Source organism: Mycobacterium ulcerans subsp. shinshuense (genome assembly GCF_002355775.1).
Taxonomy (GTDB): Bacteria; Actinomycetota; Actinomycetes; order Mycobacteriales; family Mycobacteriaceae; genus Mycobacterium; species Mycobacterium marinum.
Map to the genome: position 1 here is coordinate 1,605,321 of NZ_AP017624.1, position 21,228 is coordinate 1,626,548.

Annotated in this window: 20 protein-coding genes and 4 pseudogenes; 7 read left to right on the top strand and 17 right to left on the bottom strand. The window is 65.2% G+C overall.

Annotation, left to right across the window (positions count from 1 at the left end):
• Window positions 1-13: 13 nt before the first annotated feature.
• From SHTP_RS07365 to SHTP_RS07405, 9 genes and pseudogenes are all read right to left on the bottom strand, one after another.
• Window positions 14-553, bottom strand: coding sequence for a YceI family protein (locus SHTP_RS07365; protein ID WP_096372369.1), 540 nt, complete (start codon window positions 551-553; stop codon window positions 14-16).
• A 35-nt stretch (window positions 554-588) separates the two neighbouring features.
• Window positions 589-999, bottom strand: coding sequence for a nuclear transport factor 2 family protein (locus SHTP_RS07370; protein ID WP_096370195.1), 411 nt, complete (start codon window positions 997-999; stop codon window positions 589-591).
• Window positions 1,000-1,010: 11 nt separating this feature from the next.
• Window positions 1,011-1,352: a DUF6285 domain-containing protein gene (locus SHTP_RS07375; protein ID WP_096370196.1), complete on the bottom strand. Its 342-nt coding sequence runs from the start codon at window positions 1,350-1,352 to the stop codon at window positions 1,011-1,013.
• The gene (locus SHTP_RS07380; RefSeq protein WP_096370197.1) at window positions 1,352-2,314 is read right to left on the bottom strand and encodes a phosphotransferase family protein; all 963 of its coding nucleotides are present in this window, start codon (window positions 2,312-2,314) and stop codon (window positions 1,352-1,354) included. Before SHTP_RS07380 ends, SHTP_RS07375 begins: the two co-directional genes overlap by 1 nt.
• Complete coding sequence (locus SHTP_RS07385; protein WP_096370198.1) at window positions 2,311-3,549, bottom strand: acyl-CoA dehydrogenase family protein; 1,239 nt, start codon at window positions 3,547-3,549, stop codon at window positions 2,311-2,313. Before SHTP_RS07385 ends, SHTP_RS07380 begins: the two co-directional genes overlap by 4 nt.
• Before the next feature lie 24 nt (window positions 3,550-3,573).
• The gene (locus SHTP_RS07390; protein WP_012393335.1) at window positions 3,574-4,215 is read right to left on the bottom strand and encodes a TetR/AcrR family transcriptional regulator; all 642 of its coding nucleotides are present in this window, start codon (window positions 4,213-4,215) and stop codon (window positions 3,574-3,576) included.
• Entirely contained in the window at window positions 4,215-5,111 is an 897-nt protein-coding gene (locus tag SHTP_RS07395; RefSeq protein WP_011740412.1) for a hydroxymethylglutaryl-CoA lyase, read from the bottom strand. Before SHTP_RS07395 ends, SHTP_RS07390 begins: the two co-directional genes overlap by 1 nt.
• The gene (locus SHTP_RS07400; protein ID WP_096370199.1) at window positions 5,108-6,313 is read right to left on the bottom strand and encodes a CaiB/BaiF CoA transferase family protein; all 1,206 of its coding nucleotides are present in this window, start codon (window positions 6,311-6,313) and stop codon (window positions 5,108-5,110) included. The genes SHTP_RS07395 and SHTP_RS07400 overlap by 4 nt, the downstream gene beginning before the upstream one ends.
• A pseudogene (locus SHTP_RS07405) lies at window positions 6,310-7,158 on the bottom strand (alpha/beta hydrolase); the annotation flags it as partial. The pseudogene SHTP_RS07405 and the gene SHTP_RS07400, both read right to left, overlap by 4 nt.
• A 140-nt stretch (window positions 7,159-7,298) precedes the next feature.
• Between SHTP_RS07405 and SHTP_RS07410 the strand changes: the two are divergent.
• The gene (locus SHTP_RS07410) at window positions 7,299-8,501 is read left to right on the top strand and encodes an ISAs1-like element IS2404/ISMul1 family transposase (RefSeq protein ID WP_420811867.1); all 1,203 of its coding nucleotides are present in this window, start codon (window positions 7,299-7,301) and stop codon (window positions 8,499-8,501) included.
• A 21-nt stretch (window positions 8,502-8,522) separates the two neighbouring features.
• Here the strand turns inward: SHTP_RS07410 and SHTP_RS07415 are convergent.
• The 3 genes and pseudogenes from SHTP_RS07415 to SHTP_RS07425 form a co-directional block, all read right to left on the bottom strand.
• A pseudogene (locus SHTP_RS07415) lies at window positions 8,523-8,876 on the bottom strand (alpha/beta hydrolase family protein); the annotation flags it as partial.
• Between the two features lie 2 nt (window positions 8,877-8,878).
• Complete coding sequence (locus SHTP_RS07420) at window positions 8,879-9,982, bottom strand: homogentisate 1,2-dioxygenase (protein WP_096370200.1); 1,104 nt, start codon at window positions 9,980-9,982, stop codon at window positions 8,879-8,881.
• A gap of 463 nt (window positions 9,983-10,445) precedes the next feature.
• Window positions 10,446-11,648, bottom strand: a complete 1,203-nt coding sequence (locus SHTP_RS07425) for an ISAs1-like element IS2404/ISMul1 family transposase (protein ID WP_420872963.1) — start codon at window positions 11,646-11,648, stop codon at window positions 10,446-10,448.
• A 144-nt stretch (window positions 11,649-11,792) separates the two neighbouring features.
• Here SHTP_RS07425 and SHTP_RS07430 point away from each other — a divergent pair.
• A pseudogene (locus tag SHTP_RS07430) lies at window positions 11,793-12,197 on the top strand (ISAs1 family transposase); the annotation flags it as partial.
• Between the two features lie 21 nt (window positions 12,198-12,218).
• Here SHTP_RS07430 and SHTP_RS26880 read toward each other — a convergent pair.
• Both SHTP_RS26880 and SHTP_RS26890 read right to left on the bottom strand, forming a co-directional pair.
• Window positions 12,219-12,698, bottom strand: a pseudogene (locus SHTP_RS26880) (ISAs1-like element IS2404/ISMul1 family transposase); the annotation flags it as partial.
• 123 nt (window positions 12,699-12,821) lie between these two features.
• A complete protein-coding gene (locus SHTP_RS26890; RefSeq protein WP_157756288.1) occupies window positions 12,822-12,983 on the bottom strand; it encodes a hypothetical protein in 162 nt (53 codons plus the stop codon).
• On the opposite strand from SHTP_RS26890, the gene SHTP_RS07440 reads away from it, so the two are divergent.
• The 4 genes from SHTP_RS07440 to alsS are packed head-to-tail and all read left to right on the top strand — an operon-like array spanning window position 12,923 to window position 17,330.
• Window positions 12,923-13,801, top strand: coding sequence for an acetylating acetaldehyde dehydrogenase (locus SHTP_RS07440; RefSeq protein ID WP_420872964.1), 879 nt, complete (start codon window positions 12,923-12,925; stop codon window positions 13,799-13,801). The two genes, SHTP_RS26890 and SHTP_RS07440, sit on opposite strands and share 61 nt — an antisense overlap.
• On the top strand, window positions 13,798-14,832 hold the full coding sequence (dmpG, locus tag SHTP_RS07445; protein WP_096370202.1) for a 4-hydroxy-2-oxovalerate aldolase: 1,035 nt from the start codon (window positions 13,798-13,800) through the stop codon (window positions 14,830-14,832). The genes SHTP_RS07440 and dmpG overlap by 4 nt, the downstream gene beginning before the upstream one ends.
• Before the next feature lie 48 nt (window positions 14,833-14,880).
• Window positions 14,881-15,657 carry an acetolactate decarboxylase gene (budA, locus tag SHTP_RS07450; RefSeq protein WP_011740401.1) on the top strand — a complete coding sequence of 259 codons (777 nt, stop codon included), beginning with the start codon at window positions 14,881-14,883 and terminating at the stop codon, window positions 15,655-15,657.
• Between the two features lie 2 nt (window positions 15,658-15,659).
• On the top strand, window positions 15,660-17,330 hold the full coding sequence (gene alsS / locus SHTP_RS07455) for an acetolactate synthase AlsS (protein WP_096370203.1): 1,671 nt from the start codon (window positions 15,660-15,662) through the stop codon (window positions 17,328-17,330).
• 9 nt (window positions 17,331-17,339) lie between these two features.
• Here the strand turns inward: alsS and SHTP_RS07460 are convergent, their stop codons facing one another.
• The 3 genes from SHTP_RS07460 to hisN all read right to left on the bottom strand — a co-directional run bounded on the left by SHTP_RS07460 (window position 17,340) and on the right by hisN (window position 20,867).
• Window positions 17,340-18,545, bottom strand: a complete 1,206-nt coding sequence (locus tag SHTP_RS07460; protein WP_096370204.1) for an acyl-CoA dehydrogenase family protein — start codon at window positions 18,543-18,545, stop codon at window positions 17,340-17,342.
• A 54-nt stretch (window positions 18,546-18,599) separates the two neighbouring features.
• The gene (locus SHTP_RS07465; protein ID WP_096370205.1) at window positions 18,600-19,997 is read right to left on the bottom strand and encodes an acyl-CoA dehydrogenase family protein; all 1,398 of its coding nucleotides are present in this window, start codon (window positions 19,995-19,997) and stop codon (window positions 18,600-18,602) included.
• Window positions 19,998-20,078: 81 nt separating this feature from the next.
• Window positions 20,079-20,867, bottom strand: coding sequence for a histidinol-phosphatase (gene hisN, locus SHTP_RS07470; protein ID WP_096370206.1), 789 nt, complete (start codon window positions 20,865-20,867; stop codon window positions 20,079-20,081).
• 23 nt (window positions 20,868-20,890) lie between these two features.
• Between hisN and SHTP_RS07475 the strand changes: the two genes are divergently transcribed.
• Window positions 20,891-21,226, top strand: coding sequence for a hypothetical protein (locus SHTP_RS07475; RefSeq protein WP_096370207.1), 336 nt, complete (start codon window positions 20,891-20,893; stop codon window positions 21,224-21,226).
• The last annotated feature ends 2 nt before the right edge of the window (window positions 21,227-21,228 follow it).

A 21,228-nucleotide genomic window follows, 5' to 3' on the forward strand; every position in this document is an offset into this window, starting at 1 on the left:
GACCCGCGTTGAATCAGACGACCCGCGCCGGGGCGAAGACCAACACCGCCGACACGGTCGCCGTCCTGGCCATCACCCCGAACTTGTTCCAGTCCAGGCCAAACTGCGCGCGATCGATTTCGGCCTCGCCGCAGATCCGCACCGAGCCGTCGCCGAACTCGGTGATTGTCACCGGCAGCGGTACCGGGTCGCCGACGCCTTTGATGGTGAAGTTCGCCCGCAGGTCGGCCCCGCGGCCGTTGGTCGGCTGCAGTCCGGTGACCACCACGCGGATCTGCGGGAAACGCTCGACATCGAAGAAGTCGGCCGAGCGCAGATGCTTGTCCCGGCTGCCGATGCCGGTGCGCACCGAGGCCGTTTCGATCTCCAGATAACCGGAGACTGCGCCGTGGTCGGCCAACTCGCCGTAGCCGCCGAAGTTGGTGAATTCGCCCTTGACGGTCAGCAGACCCCACATGTTCTTGATCTTGAAGGTGATGGTCGAGCGGTCGGCGACGAGATGCCATGGGCCTTGGGCGTCGGGATCGCTCAGCAGAGCTTCCAGGGTCGTCATCATCGCTCCTCGCGGTTGTCGAGCTCGTCGGCGCCCTAGTCGAGCAGGGGCGCGAGTTCGGAGGGGTCGAAGTATTCGTCGATACGGTTGATCACACCATCTCTGTCCAGCTTGATCACGATGCGGACCCGCATCGCGATCACCTGGCCGGCTCGGCCGGTCGCGTGCAACGTGTGTTGTTGGACGAAGCCGCTGGCTGATTCGTCGCTGAACACCCGACGGTCCAGGATTTCATAGCGGCGCTCGGTGGTCGCCGAGAGGAACCAATCGATCACCCGCAGCGCGCGCGCCTTGTCGTTGTCCCGGCGCGCGCCGACCCGCCAGACCGCAATGTCGGGGCTCCACATCCGGTCGACTTCGGCCCGGTCGCCGTTCTCGATCGCGGTGAACAATCGGTCGGCTATCTTAGTGATAGCCTCGGTGCTGGATAGGGGCGGTGGGGGCATGCGCCGGGCTCCTATTCGCTGTCATATCCGGGGTGGGCAACTGCCAATCGATGTCGCACCAGTGTGCGCAGGCACCCGATGACCACCTCGGCGCGACCGTCGAGTTCGCCGGCCCGGATGGCCGCGACCAGAGCGGCCTCGTCGGCGAAGCCCAACTCGCCCAGCGCGGTCCGCACCTCGGCGTCACCGGGGCCGAGCAGCTCTCGCTCGACGATGCGCAGGGCATTGGCGGCCACCCTGGCATGAAAGTTGACCTGGCCGTCGGTCGCCGCCCGGACATCGCCCTCCAGGAACTCGGCGACGGCGGCCACGAGCTCGGCCGCGGTTGGACGCCCGTAGTCGCCGGTGCGCATCAGGCCCCCTCCAATAGGTCCAGCAGATCCCATTCGTTCTCGCATACCCGTCGGCCGATCGTCGCCAACTCCACCGAGCGGGCCTGCCCGCTCAAATGGCGCCATGCCTGGTATTGGCAGATCACGCCCCAACGCAGCGTGGCCAACACCAGCCACCAGTGAAAAGCGCCTCGGTCGACGGCGGTGCCGCCGGCTCGCTCGTAGGCCCGCATGAAGTCCTCGATGCTGCCCAGCCCGCCGGCGCCGTAGCTGGCCGGAGCCCCGAACCGCCAGGCCCGCACGCAGAACCAGGCCAGGTCCTCGTATCCCGCACCGACGTGCACCAGCTCCCAATCCAGTACGGCGGCAAGCCTGGATCCCTCGACGATCAGATTCCCCATCCGGTAGTCGCCGTGCACCAGAACCGGTGCCGACTCGGCCGGCCGATGGGCATCGAGCCAGCGGAACGCCCATTCGAAGGTGGCGGTGGACTCACCCATCGCGTCGAGCCGTTCACGCCAGTGCGCCACCGGGTCTTCGTGGACAAGGCCGGCGTCGCCGGCGTCGGCGCGGTGAATCGCGGCCAGCGCCTGCGCGCATTCACCCAGTAGCCGCTGCCGGCCCGCGTCGTCGAGCTGGCGTTGGATGCGCCGGACGATGGTTTCGCCGCCGACCTCGTCGCAGATCAGGAACGGATTGCCGAGTGCGGCGGGGGAGTCGTCGGCGACCAGCACGTGGGGGACCGGTGCACCGGCGGCCGCGGCGGCGGCCTGAACGCGGGCTTCGAGCTCCATGCCGGCGTGCACATCGTCGGGCGGCCCGGTGCGCAGGATCAGCGATCGGCGTCGGTGGCCGGTAACGGCGTCGAATGCCCAGGTGGTCCTGCTGGCTCCGCCGGTCAGTGCGCGCAGCTTGTCGATGGCCACCTCGGTGCCCAGCATCGGGCGCAACACGGTGGCCAGGCGGTCGGCCAACTCGGTCACTTCTGGCCAAACTTGAACAGCCGCTGCGCGACCCGGCGAATCTGAATTTCCTCGGCGCCCTCGGTGATCCGGTATCGGCGGTGGTGGCGATAGATGTGCTCGAATGGTTCGTGCCGGCTGTAGCCGACGCCGCCGAACACCTGCATGGCCCGGTCGGCGGCCTCGCACACCAGTCGGTTTGCGCGGTAGTTGGCCATCGAGACCTTGTCGGACACCTCCATATGGTGATTTCGGTCCAGATGCCAGGCCGCGTAGTACACCAGCAGCCGCACCATCTGCGCCTCGGTCTGCAGTTCGACAAGCGGCCACTGGATGGCCTGGTTCACCGACAGCGGCTTGCCGAACACGCGGCGTTCGCCGGCGTAGCCGACGGCCCGGTCGATACAGTATTGGGCCGCGCCCAGGCTGCTGGCCGCCTGGCGAATCCTGTTCTCGTGCAGAAAAGTCTGGCCCACCTCGAGGCCCCGATCGACCTCGCCCAGCACCGCGTCATCGGGGACGCGCACGTTGGTGAGCTCGACCTCGCCGTGATCGGTGGGCATGTTCAGCGTCCACCAGTAGTACGGGACGTTGAATCCCGCGGTGTCGGTTGGGACCAGGAACGCGGTGATGCCCCGGGCCTGCCCCGGCTCGCCCGAGGTTCGGGTGAACACCAGGTCGTGGGTCGCGCGATGCACACCGGTGTTGAACCGCTTGGCGCCGTTGATGATCCAGCTGTCACCGGCGTGCTCGGCCCGGGTCTGCATCCAGGTGGCATCCGACCCGTGCAGCGGCTCGGTCAGCCCGAACGCCATCGACCGCTCGCCGGTGATGAGCGCCTCGGTCCATTCGCTTTTCTGAGCGTCGGTGCCAAAGCGATCTATCATGATGACCTGCGGGAAGTTGCCGACGATGGAGGACTCGTTTTGCAGGTCGTTGTGCAGGCCAAGGCCTTTGTGCGCCAGATGTTCGCGGATGGCGGCCATGTCCAGGTTGGTCCCGTCGCGACCGCCGAACCGGGCCGGCAGCCCGTAGCGCAGCCAGCCCGCCTGGTCGGCGCGCCTGCGCATCTCGGCTAGCAGTTCTTCCCATTCCCGGCGCGGGACACCATCGTTGTCCCAGTCGGTGCGGGCGTGCTCGCGACGATGGTCGAAGTATTGAATGTGTTCGTGTTCCAGCGGTTTGATCTCGGCCTCGATGAAATCGTCCATCTGGGCCAGTAGGCTCTGAAGATGTTCTGGCAGAGTGAATTCCACGTTGAATCTCCTCCTGTCGTGCCGCTAGAAACCGTATAGAGTCTTCTTCCAGATCCGCGACAGCGTGGTGATGGCGTCCTCGTCGGTGATGGTGACACCCAGGCCGCCGGGTCCCGAGGATCCCGAGGTGCCGACCAGGACCGAGGTGAAGTTCTCGAACAACAACGCGATGGCCACCGCGGTGTGGTCCGGGTTGAGTTCGGTTCCGTAGCCCTGATCCTGCGCGTGCCGTACCGAGGCGGCGATGATGTCCATGCCGAAGCGCCGGAATTGGTTCTGCACCGCGGCAAAGCGTTGCTGGGTGGCGGCCAGTTGGTCGACGGCGATCATGATGCCGATGTTCTGTTTGAAGATGTTCCAGTAGCCGGTCACCACCGCGGTGAAGAACGTGTCATCGTCGGGAGAGTCCGGCAGTTGCAGGCTGACCCCGGAGGGAGTCACCACATCGTGTAAGAACGACTGCGCCAGGGCGGCCAGTAGGTCTTCCTTGTCGGTGAAGTATCGGTAGAACACCGCTGAGGACTTGCCCGCGGCGGAGGTGATGTCGGCCAGCGTGGTTCCGTGGAATCCTCGCTCGGCGAACAGCTTGCGCGCGGCCTGCTCGATGGCCTGCCGGGTCTGGCGGCCTTTGGAGCTGAGTTCTCGTGACTCTTGCCGGGCGGGCATCAGCTGCGAATCCGGTCTCCTGCGCGCAAGAGTGCGCCTGGCAGGTCATGGCCAACAACCGCCTTGGCCACCTCGGCCGCGGCGATGGCGGCGGCCAAGTCGACATCGACGGCAAAGCCGCTGTCGGCCAGCAGGTACACCAGGTCCTCGGTGGCGATGTTTCCGGTGGCCCCGGGTGCAAAGGGGCAACCGCCGAGCCCGCCGACCGAGGCGTCCAGCCGGGTGACACCGGAGCACACCGCCGCATAGGCACTGGCCAGCCCGGAGCCGCGGGTGTTGTGGAAGTGCGCGCCCAGCGGCATGTCGCCGAGCACCGGCCCCAGCTGCGCGATGAGCGCACTGACCCGGCCGGGCGTGGCGGTGCCGATGGTGTCGGCGATCGAGAACCGGTCCACCCCTTGGTCAACGGCGGTGGCCGCGATGTCGAGAACTTGCTGTGGCGCGACGGCCCCGTCGAACGGACAGTCCCAAGCGGTGGCCACGATCACCTCGACGGTGACCTCGCCGTCGCGGCCGATGGCGAGGATCTCGCTGATCTGATCGGTCGCGTCGGCGGTGCTCCGTCCGACATTGGCCATGCTGAACGAATTGCTGGCCGCCACCACGTATTCGATCGCGTGCAAGCCCGCGGCAATCGCCCGCCTGGCCCCGTTGGGACTGGCTACCAACGCGGAGAACTCGATGTCGGGGTAGCTGTGCAGCTCCGCGGCGAGTTCGGCGGCGTCGGCCATCGACGGCACTTTCGACGGCGACACGAACGCCGTCGCCTCGACTTCACGGACTCCGGTTGCGGCCACCGCTGCCAGCAGCTCCAGCTTGGCGGACAACGGCACCGGCTTCTCGATCTGCAATCCGTCGCGTAGCGCTACCTCGCGAATGGTGACGTGGGTCGTCATAGCACCTCCTCGGCGCGCAGCTGCTCGAGCTCTTCGATGCTCTTGCCCAGCAAGCCGATGTAGACGTCGTCATTGTGCTGCCCCGGCCGCGCAGGCCCGGCGCTACGCACCTGGCCGGGGGATTCGGAGAGCGCCGGCACAATCCCGGGGCCCAGCACGTTGCGCCCGATTCGTTCGTCGTAGTGCTCGACCAGCATGCCGCGGGCCCGCAGTTGCCGATCCTTGACCACTTCGGCGACGGTATTGATCGGCCCGGCGATCACCCCCGCGGCCGAAAGCGTTTCGATGATCTCATCGGGTTGGCGCTGCGCGGCCCACGCGCCGATGATCTTGTCCAGTTCGTCCTGGTTGCGGCCGCGGGCGCGGTGGGTGGCGAAGCGGTCATCGGTGGCCAACTCCGGACATCCCATCGCTTGGCACAGCCGCGTGAACGCGGTGTCCTGGTTCGCCGCGATCACCACCCACGATTCGTCGGCACTGCGATAGATATTGGACGGCGCGATACCATTCAGCCTGGTACCGGACGGCCCACGCACCACTCCGCCCACGTCGTAGTCCGAAATGGTGGACTCCTGCAGAGCCAAACAGGATTCGGTCAGCGCGACATCGACCACCTGGCCCGTCCCGGTGACGCTGCGGCGGTACAGGGCGGCCAGCGCACCTTGGGCGCCGAACATCCCGGCCAGGCTGTCGCCCAGGGACAGGGCCAGCCGGGGCGGGGGTCCGCCGGGGAAGCCGTTGAGATGGCGCAACCCGCTGGCCGCCTCGGCTACCGACGCGTAACCGGCCTTGTGGGCATCAGGGCCGGTCTGCCCGTAACCCGATACCCGCACCAGGATGATGCCGGGGTTGCGTTCGCGCAGTACGTCGTAGCCCAGGTCCCACTTCTCCAGCGTGCCCGGCCGGAAGTTCTCCACCACGATGTCGGACTTGTCGACCAGCTCCAGGAACAGCTCCCGGCCCTGCGGCCGGCGCAGGTCGAGCGTGATGGCCCGTTTGTTGCGGGCATGCACCGTCCAGAACACGTGGTGTCCGTCGACTTCGGCCTGGACCCAGGTCCGCAGCGGGTCGGGGGCGCCGGGCGCTTCCACCTTGATGACGTCGGCACCCATGTCGCCGAGGAGCCGGCCGGCGAAGGGGCCGGCGATCAGGGTGCCCAGTTCGAGCACCCGGATACCGTCCAGTGCCCCGGGTTCGGTCATGGCCTGCTCGCAAAGTCGTGTCGCAGCAGACAGTCGGTGACAATGTCGACGGCCTGACCTAGCTTGTCGCGCTGGTCGGGGCCCGCGTAATAGTGAGTAGCACCAGGGATTTCGTACATCTCCTTGTCGGCATGCCCGATGGCCTCGAAGAGTCGTCGGGTGTGGCTGGGCGTGCAAGCGTCATCGGCCAGATTACCGATGACCAGTGCCGGGACGGCAAGATCCCGGCCGCATACCACGCCGTCGCCCCGCGCATCGTCGTAGCTCCATTGCGACAACCAGCTGCGCAGCGTGCAGAAGCGTGCAAGCCCGACCGGGCTCATGTTCACCACCTGCGGATCACCCAGATAGCAGGTGCCGGGCGTGCGCTCGTTGGGGTCGACGCTGGGATCGAGCCAGCGCGGGTCGGCCATGGTGCCGTGCACCACGAAGCAGAACTCCGCAACATCGGAGTCGGGGCGCCCGCTGGCCTCGAGTTCGGCCAGCTTGTCTTTCACCCAGGCGGTAATGCGCCGGTTGCGGTCGATCTGAGCCTGCCGGTAGCGGGTGAGGAACTGTGCGCTGTAGGGCGGTTGGTTGGGGTTGTTCGGGTCGTAGAGATCCAGGTCGGGATCGCGTTTGCTCGGATCGGATTCGTCGATGATCGAGGCGTCCAGCCATTCGGTGAGCGTGCCGTGGCGGCTGATGTGCGCGGCGAGCAACATGATGGCGTCGGCGGCGGGCAGGTCCAGCTGGGTCAGGTCGGGGCCGTCGCCGGAGGGGCTGGCCGTCAGTGTCGGCCGCTGGGCCTGCTGCTGGTAGAGCACCGACAGCGAGCCGCCGCCGCTCCATCCGGCCAGTACCAGGGCTCCGGCGTTGTTGATTAGCGGGTTTGTGAGCTGGGTTGATGATCTTTGGTGCCGCGCTATTGGGGCCGGAGTGTAGGCACGGACTATCTGGAGAACGATCGAGTTGGTTACTGTTCGTCGTTGGTCTGGAGTTGCCCGTGCCTACCGTTTCAGTATTGCCTGTGTCGTCGGTTCCAGAGGTGTTCGACCGCTGGAGTCCTGGTGAGCGCAGCGAGCTCATCGGATCGGAGTTTCTCGATGTGTTGGCCTCGGTGCCAGACCCGAGGGACCCACGCGGTCGGAGGTATTCGCTGATGGCTTTGTTGGCGATCGCGGTTCTGGCCACTGCCGCGGGGATGCGCGGCTATGCTGGTTTTGCCACATGGGCGGCCACCGCTCCCGATGATGTGTTGGCCCAATTAGGGGTCCGGTTCCGGCGGCCCAGTGAGAAGACCTTCCGCGCTGTTTTGTCTCGGCTAGACCCCGCCGACCTCAACGCCAGGATGGGCAGTTACTTCACTGCACACGTGGCCAGCAGCGACCCCAGTGGATTGGTGCCGATCGCGTTGGACGGCAAGATGCTGCGTGGTGCTTTACGCGCCAAAGCGACAGCCACGCATCTCGTGTCGGTGTTCGCCCACCGTGCCCGATTGGTGCTCGGTCAACTCGCTGTCGCCGAGAAAAGCAATGAAATTCCCTGCGTACGTGCCCTGCTCACGCTGCTGCCGGGTAGCTTGCGGTGGCTGGTCACCGTGGATGCGATGCATACCCAGGTCGTCACCGCGAAGTTGATCTGCGCCACCTTGAAGTCGCACTACCTGATGATCGTCAAGTCCAACCAAGCCAAAATACTTGCGCGTATCACCGCGCTGCCCTGGGCCGAGGTGCCCGCAGCCGCTACCGACGACTCCCGCGGCCACGGCCGTGTCGAGACCCGCACCCTGCAAATCATCACCGCTGCACGAGGAATCGGCTTCCCCTACGCAAAACAAATCATCCGGATCACTCGTGAACGCTTGATCACCGCCACCGACCAGCGCAGCGTGGAGGTGGTCTATGCCATCTGCAGCCTGCCGTTCGAGCACGCCCGCCCTACCGCGATCATGACCTGGATGCGTCAACACTGGGGAATCGAGAACAGCCTGCACTGGATACGCGACGTCACCTTCGACGAAGACCGTCAAAGGGCACATACCGGAAACGGCGCACAGGTCCTAGCAACGCTACGCAACACCGCGATCAATCTGCACCGCCTCAACGGCGCCGACAACATCGCCGAAGCCTGCCGGATCACCGCTTTGACCGCCAACCGCCGCTTAGACCTCCTCAATCCACAATTCCCCAGCTCACAAGCCTGCTAATCAACAACGCCGGAGCCCTGCGGCCAGTACCACCTTGGAGTAGCCCAGCCGCTTCTTCGCGTCCTTGATGCATTCGCCGAGATCTTCGACCACCTTCTCCATCAGCAGCGCCGAGTCGGTGCCGCGGAACCGGCTGTTGCAGTAGATGACGTGGTGGCCGGCGCGGGCCAGTGCGTTGATCATCGGCAGATATGCGCCGCCGCCGATCGGGTGCATGAATACCAGCACGGTCTCCGACGGTTTGTCCTTCGGCTTGAGCAGATAGCCCTCCAGGACGGTGATCTCGGCGAGTCCGCCATAAACATCGCGGACCCCGGAATTGTTCTGGAAGGCAACGAGATAGGGGATTCGATCGTATTCGTGTCGGGTCGCCATGGTCAGTGTTGCCCCAGGTCGTGGGCCAGCACCGCGGGCGAGGGTGTCAGGCGCCGGCGGGTGTCGACGGCGATGACCTGCCAGTCGATGCGGGAATATTCGGCGAACTTGCGCCGGGCCCGTTCCCGGGCACGTTCGGGTGCGCCGTGATGAACCCCTTGCGGTGCATAGGAAATCAGCCCCGGCGGCATCGGGATGCCGTAGAGCGAGCCGCCATGGAAAAACGCGATCTCGTCATAGTCGACGTTGCGGTGATACCAGGGTGTGCGCTCGGTCCCCGGAACTCCTTCGGCGGGTTTGGGCAGGAAGTTCATCACGCATACGCCGGTGGCCTGCATGAACAGGTGCACCGTCGGGGGCAGGTGCACACTGTCGGAGGTGATCACGTTGTAGTCGGCGATGTTGAAGGTGAAGGCGAAGTTGTCGCCCCGCCAGCCTTCGACGTCGATCGGATTATGTTGGTAGAAAAGCGTTGTCGGGCCACCCTCATGTACGAGCCGGACTTGGTATTCGTCGCGCGCCCCCAACCCCGGCGGGTTATCGACGGGGGCCGGTTCGGGGATCACGGCTTGGGATGGGTCGAAGGGGAAGTGCCGGCCGAGCGCGTCCGGGGCGGGGACGCGGAACTCGTCGGTGGCCTCCACCATGAGCAGCGTCGTCTCGGTGTCCGGCAGCTGGCGCCAGGTGGTCGCCTTCGGGATATACACGCAGTCGTCGGTGCGGTAACGCAGCGGCCCGAACTCGGTTTCCAGCAGCCCGGCGCCGTCGTGCACGAAGCACAGCAGGTCGCCGTCGACATGGCGGTTGTAGAACGGCATCACTTGGTGGCGGCGACTGAGCAGGATGCGGCAGTCGGCGTTGCTGAACATCAGCAGCGGGCCGCCGTTGGCGTCGGTGGCATCGCTGGGCTCGAGCTGGTCGGCCAGCACGTCGACGGGGCGCAACGGTCCCACCGCGCGGTAGGCGGTGGGGTCATGGCGACGGTAGAGGTTCGCGGTGCGGCCGGTGAACCCGCCGCGGCCGAGCTCGTCGTCCTTGAGCCCGTCGAGGTCGGCGTGCAGGCGCCGCGGTGTCCTGCCTTTGCGCAGGTGAACGAACGATTCCATGGGTGCTCCGGGACTCGTCGGATACAAAACTTAAAGTGACATTACTTTCTCTTTTGGTGGTGAACAAGGGCCCTGCGCGCAGCTTCGCGCGAGTCGGGGGCCGGCCTCGGCAACGCCGCACCATCAGGGCGCCGGTCGATCGGCTGAAAACGTTCAATTTCGAAATGCCTGCGCATTTCGATGTCTGTGCGACCGCAATTGCGCCTGCGACATTGGGCTGAAACGTGAACGTCATTCGGCCGCCTGGGCTAACGTTCGCGCCATACGCTTGCGTATTGCTGGTCCTGCTCGATCCGGATGAACGAGGTGGGTTAGGTGAATTTTGCCGTGCTATCGCCGGAGGCAAATTCGGCTCGAATCCTTCGGTCCGGGGCCAGGGCTCCGGCGTTGTTGATTAGCAGGCTTGTGAGCTGGGGAATTGTGGATTGAGGAGGTCTAGGCGGCAGGGCTCCGGCGTTGTTGATTAGCAGGCTTGTGAGCTGGGGAATTGTGGATTGAGGAGGTGTAGGCGGCGGTTGGCGGTCAAAGCGGTGATCCGGCAGGCTTCGGCGATGTTGTCGGCGCCGTTGAGGCGGTGCAGATTGATCGCGGTGTTGCGTAGCGTTGCTAGGACCTGTGCGCCGTTTCCGGTATGTGCCCTTTGACGGTCTTCGTCGAAGGTGACGTCGCGTATCCAGTGCAGGCTGTTCTCGATTCCCCAGTGTTGACGCATCCAGGTCATGATCGCGGTAGGGCGGGCGTGCTCGAACGGCAGGCTGCAGATGGCATAGACCACCTCCACGCTGCGCTGGTCGGTGGCGGTGATCAAGCGTTCACGAGTGATCCGGATGATTTGTTTTGCGTAGGGGAAGCCGATTCCTCGTGCAGCGGTGATGATTTGCAGGGTGCGGGTCTCGACACGGCCGTGGCCGCGGGAGTCGTCGGTAGCGGCTGCGGGCACCTCGGCCCAGGGCAGCGCGGTGATACGCGCAAGTATTTTGGCTTGGTTGGACTTGACGATCATCAGGTAGTGCGACTTCAAGGTGGCGCAGATCAACTTCGCGGTGACGACCTGGGTATGCATCGCATCCACGGTGACCAGCCACCGCAAGCTACCCGGCAGCAGCGTGAGCAGGGCACGTACGCAGGGAATTTCATTGCTTTTCTCGGCGACAGCGAGTTGACCGAGCACCAATCGGGCACGGTGGGCGAACACCGACACGAGATGCGTGGCTGTCGCTTTGGCGCGTAAAGCACCACGCAGCATCTTGCCGTCCAACGCGATCGGCACCAATCCACTGGGATCGCTGCTGGCCACGTGTGCAGTGAAGTAACTGCCCATCCTGGCGTTGAGGTCGGCGGGGTCTAGCCGAGACAAAACAGCGCGGAAGGTCTTCTCACTGGGCCGCCGGAACCGGACCCCTAATTGGGCCAACACATCATCGGGAGCGGTGGCCGCCCATGTGGCAAAACCAGCATAGCCGCGCATCCCCGCGGCAGTGGCCAGAACCGCGATCGCCAACAAAGCCATCAGCGAATACCTCCGACCGCGTGGGTTCCTCGGGTCTGGCACCGAGGCCAACACATCGAGAAACTCCGATCCGATGAGCTCGCTGCGCTCACCAGGACTCCAGCGGTCGAACACCTCTGGAACCGACGACACAGGCAATACTGAAACGGTAGGCACGGGCAACTCCAGACCAACGACGAACAGTAACCAACTCGATCGTTCTCCAGATAGCCCGTGCCTACACTCCGGCCCCAATAGCGCGGCACCAAAGATCATCAACCCAGCTCACAAGCCTGCTAATCAACAACGCCGGAGCCCTGCGCTGCACGAGGAATCGGCTTCCCCTACGCAAAACAAATCATCCGGATCACTCGTGAACGCTTGATCACCGCCACCGACCAGCGCAGCGTGGAGGTGGTCTATGCCATCTGCAGCCTGCCGTTCGAGCACGCCCGCCCTACCGCGATCATGACCTGGATGCGTCAACACTGGGGAATCGAGAACAGCCTGCACTGGATACGCGACGTCACCTTCGACGAAGACCGTCAAAGGGCACATACCGGAAACGGCGCACAGGTCCTAGCAACGCTACGCAACACCGCGATCAATCTGCACCGCCTCAACGGCGCCGACAACATCGCCGAAGCCTGCCGGATCACCGCTTTGACCGCCAACCGCCGCCTAGACCTCCTCAATCCACAATTCCCCAGCTCACAAGCCTGCTAATCAACAACGCCGGAGCCCTGGGGCGAACACCGACACGAGATGCGTGGCTGTCGCTTTGGCGCGTAAAGCACCACGCAGCATCTTGCCGTCCAACGCGATCGGCACCAATCCACTGGGGTCGCTGCTGGCCACGTGTGCAGTGAAGTAACTGCCCATCCTGGCGTTGAGGTCGGCGGGGTCTAGCCGAGACAAAACAGCGCGGAAGGTCTTCTCACTGGGCCGCCGGAACCGGACCCCTAATTGGGCCAACACATCATCGGGAGCGGTGGCCGCCCATGTGGCAAAACCAGCATAGCCGCGCATCCCCGCGGCAGTGGCCAGAACCGCGATCGCCAACAAAGCCATCAGCGAATACCTCCGACCACGTGGGTCCCTCGGGTCTGGCACCGAGGCCAACACATCGAGAAACTCCGATCCGATGAGCTCGCTGCGCTCACCAGGACTCCAGCGGTCGAACACCTCTGGAACCGACGACACAGGCAATACTGAAACGGTAGGCACGGGCAACTCCAGACCAACGACGAACAGTAACCAACTCGGTCGTTCTCCAGATAGTCCGTGCCTACACTCCGGCCCCAATAGCGCGGCACCAAAGATCATCAACCCAGCTCACAAGCCTGCTAATCAACAACGCCGGAGCCCTGCCTCTGGAACCGACGACACAGGCAATACTGAAACGGTAGGCACGGGCAACTCCAGACCAACGACGAACAGTAACCAACTCGATCGTTCTCCAGATAGCCCGTGCCTACACTCCGGCCCCAATAGCGCGGCACCAAAGATCATCAACCCAGCTCACAAGCCTGCTAATCAACAACGCCGGAGCCCTGGTTGACGGGCTGCTGAGCATGCCCGAGTTTGCGGATATCCGCCTGGTTTTCGACACCACCAACCCCGGCGCACACCAGAGCAATTGGGCGCGGCTGGCCGATACCGGCGTACGGATGCTCGACCTCACCGCGTCCGCGATCGGCCCATGCTGCGTGCCGGCAGTCAATCTCGATGCCCAGCTCGACGCGCCGAACCTGAGCATGGCGACCTGCAGCGCACAGGCGGCGGCGCCCATCGTCGCCGCGGTGCGCCGGCACGGGGTGGTGCGCTATGCCGAAGTTGTTTCTGCCATCGCCTCGCAGGCCCTGGGGCCGGCTGAGCGGGTGACCCTCGATGAATTCGCCGAACTAACCACGACCGCGGTCCAAGAGCTCGGTGGCGCGCGCCGGGCCAAGACGCTCACGATCGTCAACCCCGCCGATCCACCGATGCCGATGCGCACCACCGTCTTCTGCCTGGTTGACCAAGCTGACGAGGTGGCTCGGATCGAGGCGGACGTACTGGCCGTGGTCGACGGAGTCCAAGCCTTGCTGCCCGGCTACCGGCTCAAGCATCGCGTGCAATTGGAGCGGTTGGGCAGCGGCAACACGCTCTACATTCCGGGGACGGGGGAGTTCGGTGGCACTCGGATCACCGTTCTGCTCGAGATCACCGCTGCCGGGGGCTACCTGCCAGCCTGCGCCGGAAACGTCGCGATCGTGACGTCGGCGGCCAAGGCCACCGCCGAGGCGATCGTCGAACGCCACGCTCAAACGCTAAAGGCGAAAATATGATTGGCGATCTGTACATCAGCGACGTCACCTTGCGCGACGGCATGCACGCGGTGCGTCACCAGTACGGCATCGCCCAAGCCGTGGCGATTGCCAGGGCCCTCGACGATGCGGGGGTCGACTCCATCGAGGTCGCCCACGGTGACGGGCTGGGCGGGTCGAGCTGCTGTTACGGCTTCGGCGCGCACACCGACCTGGAATGGATCGAAGCTGTCGCCGGCGCTGTCGATCGCGCCAGGGTGGCGACATTGCTGCTGCCCGGGATTGGCGGCGTCGCCCACCTCGAAGACGCGCACCGCGCCGGCGCGAGCGTGGTTCGGGTGGGTACCCACTGCACCGAAGCCGATCTGGCTGCTCGCTACCTCGGGGCCGCCCGTGACCTCGGTATGGACGCCGTCGGATTCCTGATGATCAGCCACCTGACCATCCCGAAATTGTTGGCCGAACAGGCCAAACTGCTGGAGGGCTATGGGGCGTCCTGCGTGTACGTCGTCGACTGCGGAGGTGCGATGACCGGCGCGGCCGTTGCGCAGCGATTTGACGCGCTGCGCCAGAACTTGGATCCGGCAACAGAATTGGGCATCCATGCGCACCACAATCTGTCGCTGGGCGTGGCGAACTCGGTGGTGGCCGTCGAGCATGGTGCCCGCCGCATCGACGCCTCGCTGGCGGGCATGGGTGCCGGGGCGGGAAACGCGCCCCTGGAAGTGCTCATCGCCGTGGTGAATCGGCTGGGCTGGACGCACGGATGCGAGCTGAACGCCCTGGAAGACGCCGCCGACGACCTGGTACGGCCGCTGCAGGACCGGCCGGTGCGCATCGACCGCGAGACGCTGACGCTGGGCTACGCCGGCGTATATTCGAGCTTCCTGCGGCACGCCGAAATCACCGCCGGGCGTTACGGGATGGACGCGCGCAGTCTGCTCGAGGAGGCCGGTCGCAGCGGCCTGATCGGCGGGCAAGAGGACTTGCTCGTCGATATCGCTCTGGATCTGGTCGGGCCGGCCGAGCCGTTGGCCCACGGTGCGCCATGATGGGTTAGGGTTGCCGCTGCCTGCTCGTCTGGAAGGAGACCCGAAAAGATGCCGGCCTTTGACAGCGAGCTTGGCGCCTTGCGCCGTTGGGCCCAGGCGATCCTGAACCGGCGTCGCGACGGTGAGATCTACCAGACATCGACCATGGGAGCGTTGCTCAGCGGGGTTTATGAGGGTGATGTCACCATCGGTGAGCTATTGCGCCACGGTGACTTCGGTCTGGGCACTTTCAACCGGCTGGACGGCGAGATGCTGGTGCTCGACGGAGTCTGCTACCAGCTCCGCAGCGACGGCAGCGCCACCGTAGCCGATCTGGACGAACGCACGCCGTTTGCCGCGGTGACCTGGTTTCGCCCCGACCACACGATCGACGTTTCGGCTCCGTGTGATCGCGCCGCCCTGAAGTCGGTCATCGACGCGGCCCTGGAAAGCGCGAATCTGATGGTGGCCGTGCGGGTTAGCGGCCAGTTCAGCTCCATCCGCACCCGTACCGTCAGCGAGCAGCGGCCACCCTTTCGCCCCTTCACCGAAGCTACCCAAGACCAGCGCGAGGTGACGTTCACCGACGTCAGTGGCACGCTGGCGGGATTCCGGATGCCGGACTACGAACAGGGCATTTCGGTGGCCGGCTATCACTCACACTTCATCGACAGCGAGCGCCGCCACGGCGGGCACACCCTCGACTATCGGCTGATGGCCGGGACCGTGGAAATCGGTATCCAATCCGAACTGCATCTGAGCTTGCAGCACACCCCGGCGTTTCTCAACGCGGAACTCGACCAGGACGATCTGGATGGACAGATCCGGCGGACGGAGGGCGATTGAGCATGAGCGACGGCGGTGTGCGCTCGGCGCAACGGGTGGTCGAGACATTGAGCGCCTACGGGGTCCGATACCTCTTCGGTGTGCCCGGGGCCAAGATCGACTCGGTATTCGATGCGTTGCGCGACAGCGAACTCGAGGTGGTGGTCTGTCGCCACGAACAGAACGCAGCGTTCATGGCGGCCGCTGTCGGTCGGCTGACCGGCACCCCGGGGGCCGCGCTGGTGACCTCGGGGCCGGGCACCACCAATCTGGCCACCGGCCTGGTCACCGCGACCACCGAGCAGGATCCGATGGTCGCGATCTGCGGTGCCGTTACCCGCGCCGACCGACTCAAGCGCACCCATCAGTCGATGGATGCCGTCGCGGCGCTCAAGCCCTTCACCAAGTACACCGGCGAGGTCACCGACCCTGACAACGTGCCCGAAACCGTCGCCAACGCGATCCGGGCGGCGGTGACGGTTCCGCGCGGCGCGGCGGCGGTGGTGTTGCCCGCCGACGTGTCCAGCGCGCCGACCACCGCCGCCATCGTGCGCCCCACTCGGGTGGCCACACTTGGCGCGGCGCCGCCCGAATCAATCGCGGAGGCGGCCAAGCTGATTCGTGCCGCCGAGCGGCCGGTGCTGTTTGTCGGACTTCGGGTCGGCGACCCGGCACCGTGTGCGGCGTTGCGTGCCTTGCTGGCCGCCACCGATCTGCCCGTCGTGGAGACATTCCAGGCCGCCGGGGTGGTATCGCGCGAACTCGAGAATCGTTTTGTCGGCCGCGTCGGACTCTTCCGCAATCAGCCGGGCGACATCCTGATGGGGCATGCCGATGTGCTGGTGACCATCGGCTTCGACCCCGTCGAATACGACCCGCGGCTGTGGAACACCGATCCGACCAGGACGCTCATCCACATCGATGAAGTGCCCGCCGAGGTCGACAACCACTATCAGCCAACGCTGGAGCTGCGCGGCAACATCGCCGCGACCCTGACCGAGTTGACTCGGCGAGTCGATGGCCTGCGATCCTCGGATGAGGCGAACGCCGCCCAGGCCGACCAGCGTGCGGCGCTGCGCCGTACCGATGAGCAAGCCCGCAACCATCCCGACGGTGCACAAGGTCTGAACCCGGCGGCCGTGGTCCTCAAGATCCGTGACCTGGTTGATGATGACGCCACCATCGCATGCGACGTGGGGTCGCACTATATCTATATGGCTCGGCACGTCCGGGTGTATCAACCACGCCGGCTGTTGTTCTCCGATGGACAGCAGACGCTCGGAGTCGCACTCCCGCGCGCCATGGCCGCCGCGATGGTGCGCCCCGGCACCCAAGTGGTGTCAGTGTCCGGTGACGGCGGCTTCCCGTTCAGCGCGCAGGAGCTGGAGACCGCAACCCGGCTGGGGCTAGATCTCACCCACGTCATCATGCGCGACAACAGCTACGACATGGTTGGTTTCCAGGAAGTGCTCAAATACGGCCGCACATCGGGTGTCGAGCTAGCCGACTACGACGTGGTCCACTACGCCAAAGCCTTTGGAGCCAAGGGAATCCGGATCCACAGCATGGACCAGTTCGCCGAAGTGTTCCGGATGTCGCTGGCCGAACCCGGCGTCACGCTCATCGATGTGCCCGTCGACTACAGCCGCAACATCGAACTGTTTGCCGACCTGCATGACGGGGTGCTCGACTGAATCCCCGGGCTACTTGAGCTCGGCGGACGACATGCCCAGCAGTCGACGAGCGACAACCAGCTGCTGGATCTGTTGGGTGCCCTCGAAGATGTCCAGGATCTTGGAGTCGCGGCCCCACTTCTCCAACAGCAGCTGCTCGGAATAGCCAGTGGTGCCGGCCAGCTCGACCACCTTGAGGGTGACGTCACTGGCCATCCGGCCAGCCTTGGCCTTACTGATCGAGGCTTCCTTGGAGTTGGGGATCTTGTTGTCCGCCTGCCATGCCGCGCGCAGCGAAAGCAGGTAGCTGGCTTCCCAATCGGCTTCCATCCGCAGGAACTCGGCCGCGGCGGCACTCTGGGTGTACGCGGGCCGGTCGTAGTCGATGTCGATGCCGGCATCGGTGAGGATCTTGCGGATCTCCTCCAAGGCGGCGCGGCCAATGCCGACAGCCATGGCGGCCACGATCGGGCGAGTGTTGTCAAAGGTTTCCATGACCCCGGAGAAACCCTTGCCCACTTCGATTTCCGGCTTGCCCAACAGGTTGTCTTTGGGGATGCGCGCGTTGTCAAAGCGGATTACGGCGGTGTCAGAACCCTTGATGCCGAGTTTGTGCTCGAGCCGTTCGACGATGACGCCGGGATGTTCGCGTGCCACGATGAACGACTTGATCGCCGCCCGGCCCTTCGACTTGTCGAGGGTGGCCCAGACCACGATGTGAGTAGCGCGCGATCCCGCGGTGACAAAGATCTTCTCGCCGTTGATCACGTACTCGTCGCCGTCGAGGGTGGCCGTGGTCGACACGGCGGCCGAGTCGGAGCCGAAGGCCGGCTCGGTGATGGCCATCGCCGCCCACACCTTGCCGAGGCGCTCCAGTTGCTCGTCGGTGGCCACCGCCGAGATCGCGGCATTGCCCAGGCCCTGGTAGGGAATCGAGAGCATCATCGCGACGTCGGCCCAGCTGGCTTCCATGGTCTGCACCAGGGCCGCCATGTTGGCGCCGTTGTGGTTCTCGTCCTTGCCGTCTTCGGAGCCGCGCAGCGCGTCGGCTCCGGCGAAGTTGTAGGACTCCGAGGCTCCCTCAAACAACGTGATGAGGGTGTCCAGCTCGACCGGGTACGCGTGTTCCTTGAGGTCGTACTTGCGCGCGATCGGTCGAATCAGCTCCGCCGTGCCCTGGTGGGTCTTGGTGATGATCGCTTGTAGCTTGCGCGGGATTTCTAAATTGATTGCCATGATTGATCTTTCGCTTGAAAGGCCGGAAAGTCTTGGTTGACGACTGGTTGTGGACTAGATGACGACTACGCCCTCGGCGACGCCGATGGCCCGCAGGTCGCGGTACCAGCGCTCGACCGGGTGCTCCTTGGTGTAGCCGTGCCCGCCCAGCAGCTGCACGCCGTCCAGGCCGATCTGCATGCCCTTGTCGGAACCGAGCCGCTTGGCCAGTGCGGCCTCGCGGTCGAACGACCGACCCTGCTCAGCCCGTGACGCGCCGCGCCAGGTGATCAACCGCAGACCGTCGAGCTCGATGGCGATGTTGGCGCACATGAACGCAACGGCTTGACGACGCGCGATTGGCTCGCCGAAGGCTTCGCGCTCCTTGACGTAGGGGATGACGTAGTCGAGCACCGCGTGCGAGGTGCCGACGGCCAGCGCGGCCCAGCCCAGCCTGGCCAGGGCGATGGCCTCCGAGTAGTCGGCGTCGGTGGCCTGATCCTCACCCAGCCGGGCGCTCAGCGGTACCGAAACCTTGGAGAGTTCGATCTGGCCCAAGGCGGCGGCGCGAATGCCCATGCTCGGGTCCGCCTTGACGATCAGTCCGGCGGCCGAGGACTCCACGATGAACAGTGCCGGCTTGCCGTCGAGCTGGGCGGCGACGATGAACAATTCGGCGTCGGCCGCAGCGGGAACCAAGGACTTCACGCCATCGAGGCGGTAACCGGACGGGGTGCGCACCGCGGTGGTCTTCAGCCGGGTGGGATCGAACAGCGGTTGCGGCTCGGCGATGGCCACGCAGGCCTGCGGGACATTGTCGCCGGCGAACTCGCTGAGGTAGGTGGCCTGCTGGTCGGCGCTGCCCCAATGGGTCAGTGCCGATGCCACGCCGCCGGGCGCCAGGATCGGCAGCGCCAGCCCCATGTCGCCGTAGGCCAGGGCCTCGGCCACCAACGCGTTGGTCACCGTGGAGCGCTGCTCGACGATCCCGTCGAAGTCCTCGGGAATGTTGATCGCGGTGATGCCCAATTCGGCGGCCTTGGCGATGAGATCGGCGGGATAGCTGATGGCTTCGTCGGCGTCGTGAGCGGCCGGACGCAGGATCTCAGCGGCGAACTCCTGCACCGTCTCGACGATCATCTTCTGGTCGTCGTCGGGCGTGAGGTCGAAGTAGTCCTTGCCGCTGGACTTGAGCCGGACCGGGCCGCCGCCGCGCAGGTTCTGTACCCGCTGGAATTGACGGTTCGCCTTGCCGGAGGTGGAGAACATGGTCTTCACCCCGTAGCGCAGGCCCCGGTTCAGCGGATCGCGCAGGTTGTACTTGTCCAGAAATTCCTGGCCGATGATCGGGGTAAGGAATGCCAGTGCCACGTCGATTCCGGTTCGTTTGTGGGGTTGCATCCCCAGCGAGGTTTGGCGGTCGTCGCGTGAGCGAGAGCGCTTGGCGGAAGGGGCGGGAAGTGTTTCGGTCATGTCAGCAAGCCTCTGTCGTTGGGGCAGTGCGATAACCGTATATTACTCCTGAGTAAGATAGATAGGGGCCTGTTAGTTAATTCACACCCGGTCGCTGCGAAGCCGGTTGAGGACCTGTTCGTGCAGCAGGCCGTTGCTCGCCACGGCGCTGCCGCCGTGCGGGCCGGGGGTGCCGTCCAGGCTGCTGAATTGCCCGCCGGCCTCACGCACCAAAATGTCCAGCGGGGCCAGATCCCACACCGACACCTCCGGTTCGGCGGCGATGTCGATGGCCCCTTCAGCGAGCAGGCAGTAAGAGAAGAAGTCGCCGTAGGCGCGCACGCGCCATACCGCATCGGTCAGGTCGACGAATTGTCCGCGCAATCCGAGTTGGGCCCACCCGGACAGGCTGGAGAAGGAGAGACTGGCCGAATTCAGTTCTGCCACAGAAGAAACCGCTATCCGGCGCGGCGGTCCACCCTGGACCGCGGTGAAGGCGCCCTGACCCCGTCCGGCCCACCATTGTCGCTGCAATGCGGGGGCGCTGACCACCCCGATGGATGGGACGCCGTCTTCGAGCAACGCGATCAGGCTGGCCCACACCGGCACCCCGCGGACGAAGTTCTTGGTGCCGTCTATCGGGTCGATGATCCACTGGCGTCCGCGCAGGGTCGTGGTACCGCCGTATTCCTCGCCCAAGACGCTGTCGCCGGGGCGCTCACGTTGCAGCGCCGCACGTATTTCAGTCTCGACCGCCCGGTCTGCGTCGGTGACCGGGGTCAGGTCCGGTTTGGTGTCCACCCGCAGGTCGAGCGCCTGGAATCGGGCGCGCGTCACTGCGTCGGCACGGTCGGCGAGTGCCAGCGCAAGGTGCAGATCCTGCTCACTCATGCCAGCAGTCCTACCATGGCGGCGTGGGATGGGAATTCGGCGTGTTGCTCATATTGGTCGCGGTGCTCTTGGCGTTTCTTGCCCCGCGGTTCCTTCCTCGTGGTCCCCGCGGTGCCCTGGCCAGCGGCACCTTGTTGGTGACCGGAGTGAGCCCGCGGCCAGACGACGCCGTCGGCGAGCAGTACGTGACCATCACCGGCGTCATCAACGGGCCAACCGTCAACGAATACACGGTGTATGGGCGGATGGCCGTTGACGTAGATCAGTGGCCGTCCACCGGGCAGGTGCTGCCGGTCGTGTATTCCCCCAAGAACCCCGGCAATTGGAACTTCGCGCTCGAAGAACCGCCCGAGGACTAGCG

What these genes read in the sequence shown, in the direction of transcription:
- SHTP_RS07390 (WP_012393335.1), bottom strand. Translation starts at nt 4,215, where the DNA reads ATGCCCGCCCGGCAAGAGTCACGAGAACTCAGCTCCAAAGGCCGCCAG.
- SHTP_RS07460 (WP_096370204.1), bottom strand. Translation starts at nt 18,545, where the DNA reads ATGGCAATCAATTTAGAAATCCCGCGCAAGCTACAAGCGATCATCACC.
- alsS (WP_096370203.1), top strand. Translation starts at nt 15,660, where the DNA reads ATGAGCGACGGCGGTGTGCGCTCGGCGCAACGGGTGGTCGAGACATTG.
- SHTP_RS07465 (WP_096370205.1), bottom strand. Translation starts at nt 19,997, where the DNA reads ATGACCGAAACACTTCCCGCCCCTTCCGCCAAGCGCTCTCGCTCACGC.
- SHTP_RS07395 (WP_011740412.1), bottom strand. Translation starts at nt 5,111, where the DNA reads ATGACGACCCACGTCACCATTCGCGAGGTAGCGCTACGCGACGGATTG.
- SHTP_RS07420 (WP_096370200.1), bottom strand. Translation starts at nt 9,982, where the DNA reads ATGGAATCGTTCGTTCACCTGCGCAAAGGCAGGACACCGCGGCGCCTG.
- budA (WP_011740401.1), top strand. Translation starts at nt 14,881, where the DNA reads ATGCCGGCCTTTGACAGCGAGCTTGGCGCCTTGCGCCGTTGGGCCCAG.
- SHTP_RS26890 (WP_157756288.1), bottom strand. Translation starts at nt 12,983, where the DNA reads ATGATCTTTGGTGCCGCGCTATTGGGGCCGGAGTGTAGGCACGGGCTA.
- SHTP_RS07365 (WP_096372369.1), bottom strand. Translation starts at nt 553, where the DNA reads ATGACGACCCTGGAAGCTCTGCTGAGCGATCCCGACGCCCAAGGCCCA.
- hisN (WP_096370206.1), bottom strand. Translation starts at nt 20,867, where the DNA reads ATGAGTGAGCAGGATCTGCACCTTGCGCTGGCACTCGCCGACCGTGCC.
- SHTP_RS07370 (WP_096370195.1), bottom strand. Translation starts at nt 999, where the DNA reads ATGCCCCCACCGCCCCTATCCAGCACCGAGGCTATCACTAAGATAGCC.
- dmpG (WP_096370202.1), top strand. Translation starts at nt 13,798, where the DNA reads ATGATTGGCGATCTGTACATCAGCGACGTCACCTTGCGCGACGGCATG.
- SHTP_RS07375 (WP_096370196.1), bottom strand. Translation starts at nt 1,352, where the DNA reads ATGCGCACCGGCGACTACGGGCGTCCAACCGCGGCCGAGCTCGTGGCC.
- SHTP_RS07400 (WP_096370199.1), bottom strand. Translation starts at nt 6,313, where the DNA reads ATGACCGAACCCGGGGCACTGGACGGTATCCGGGTGCTCGAACTGGGC.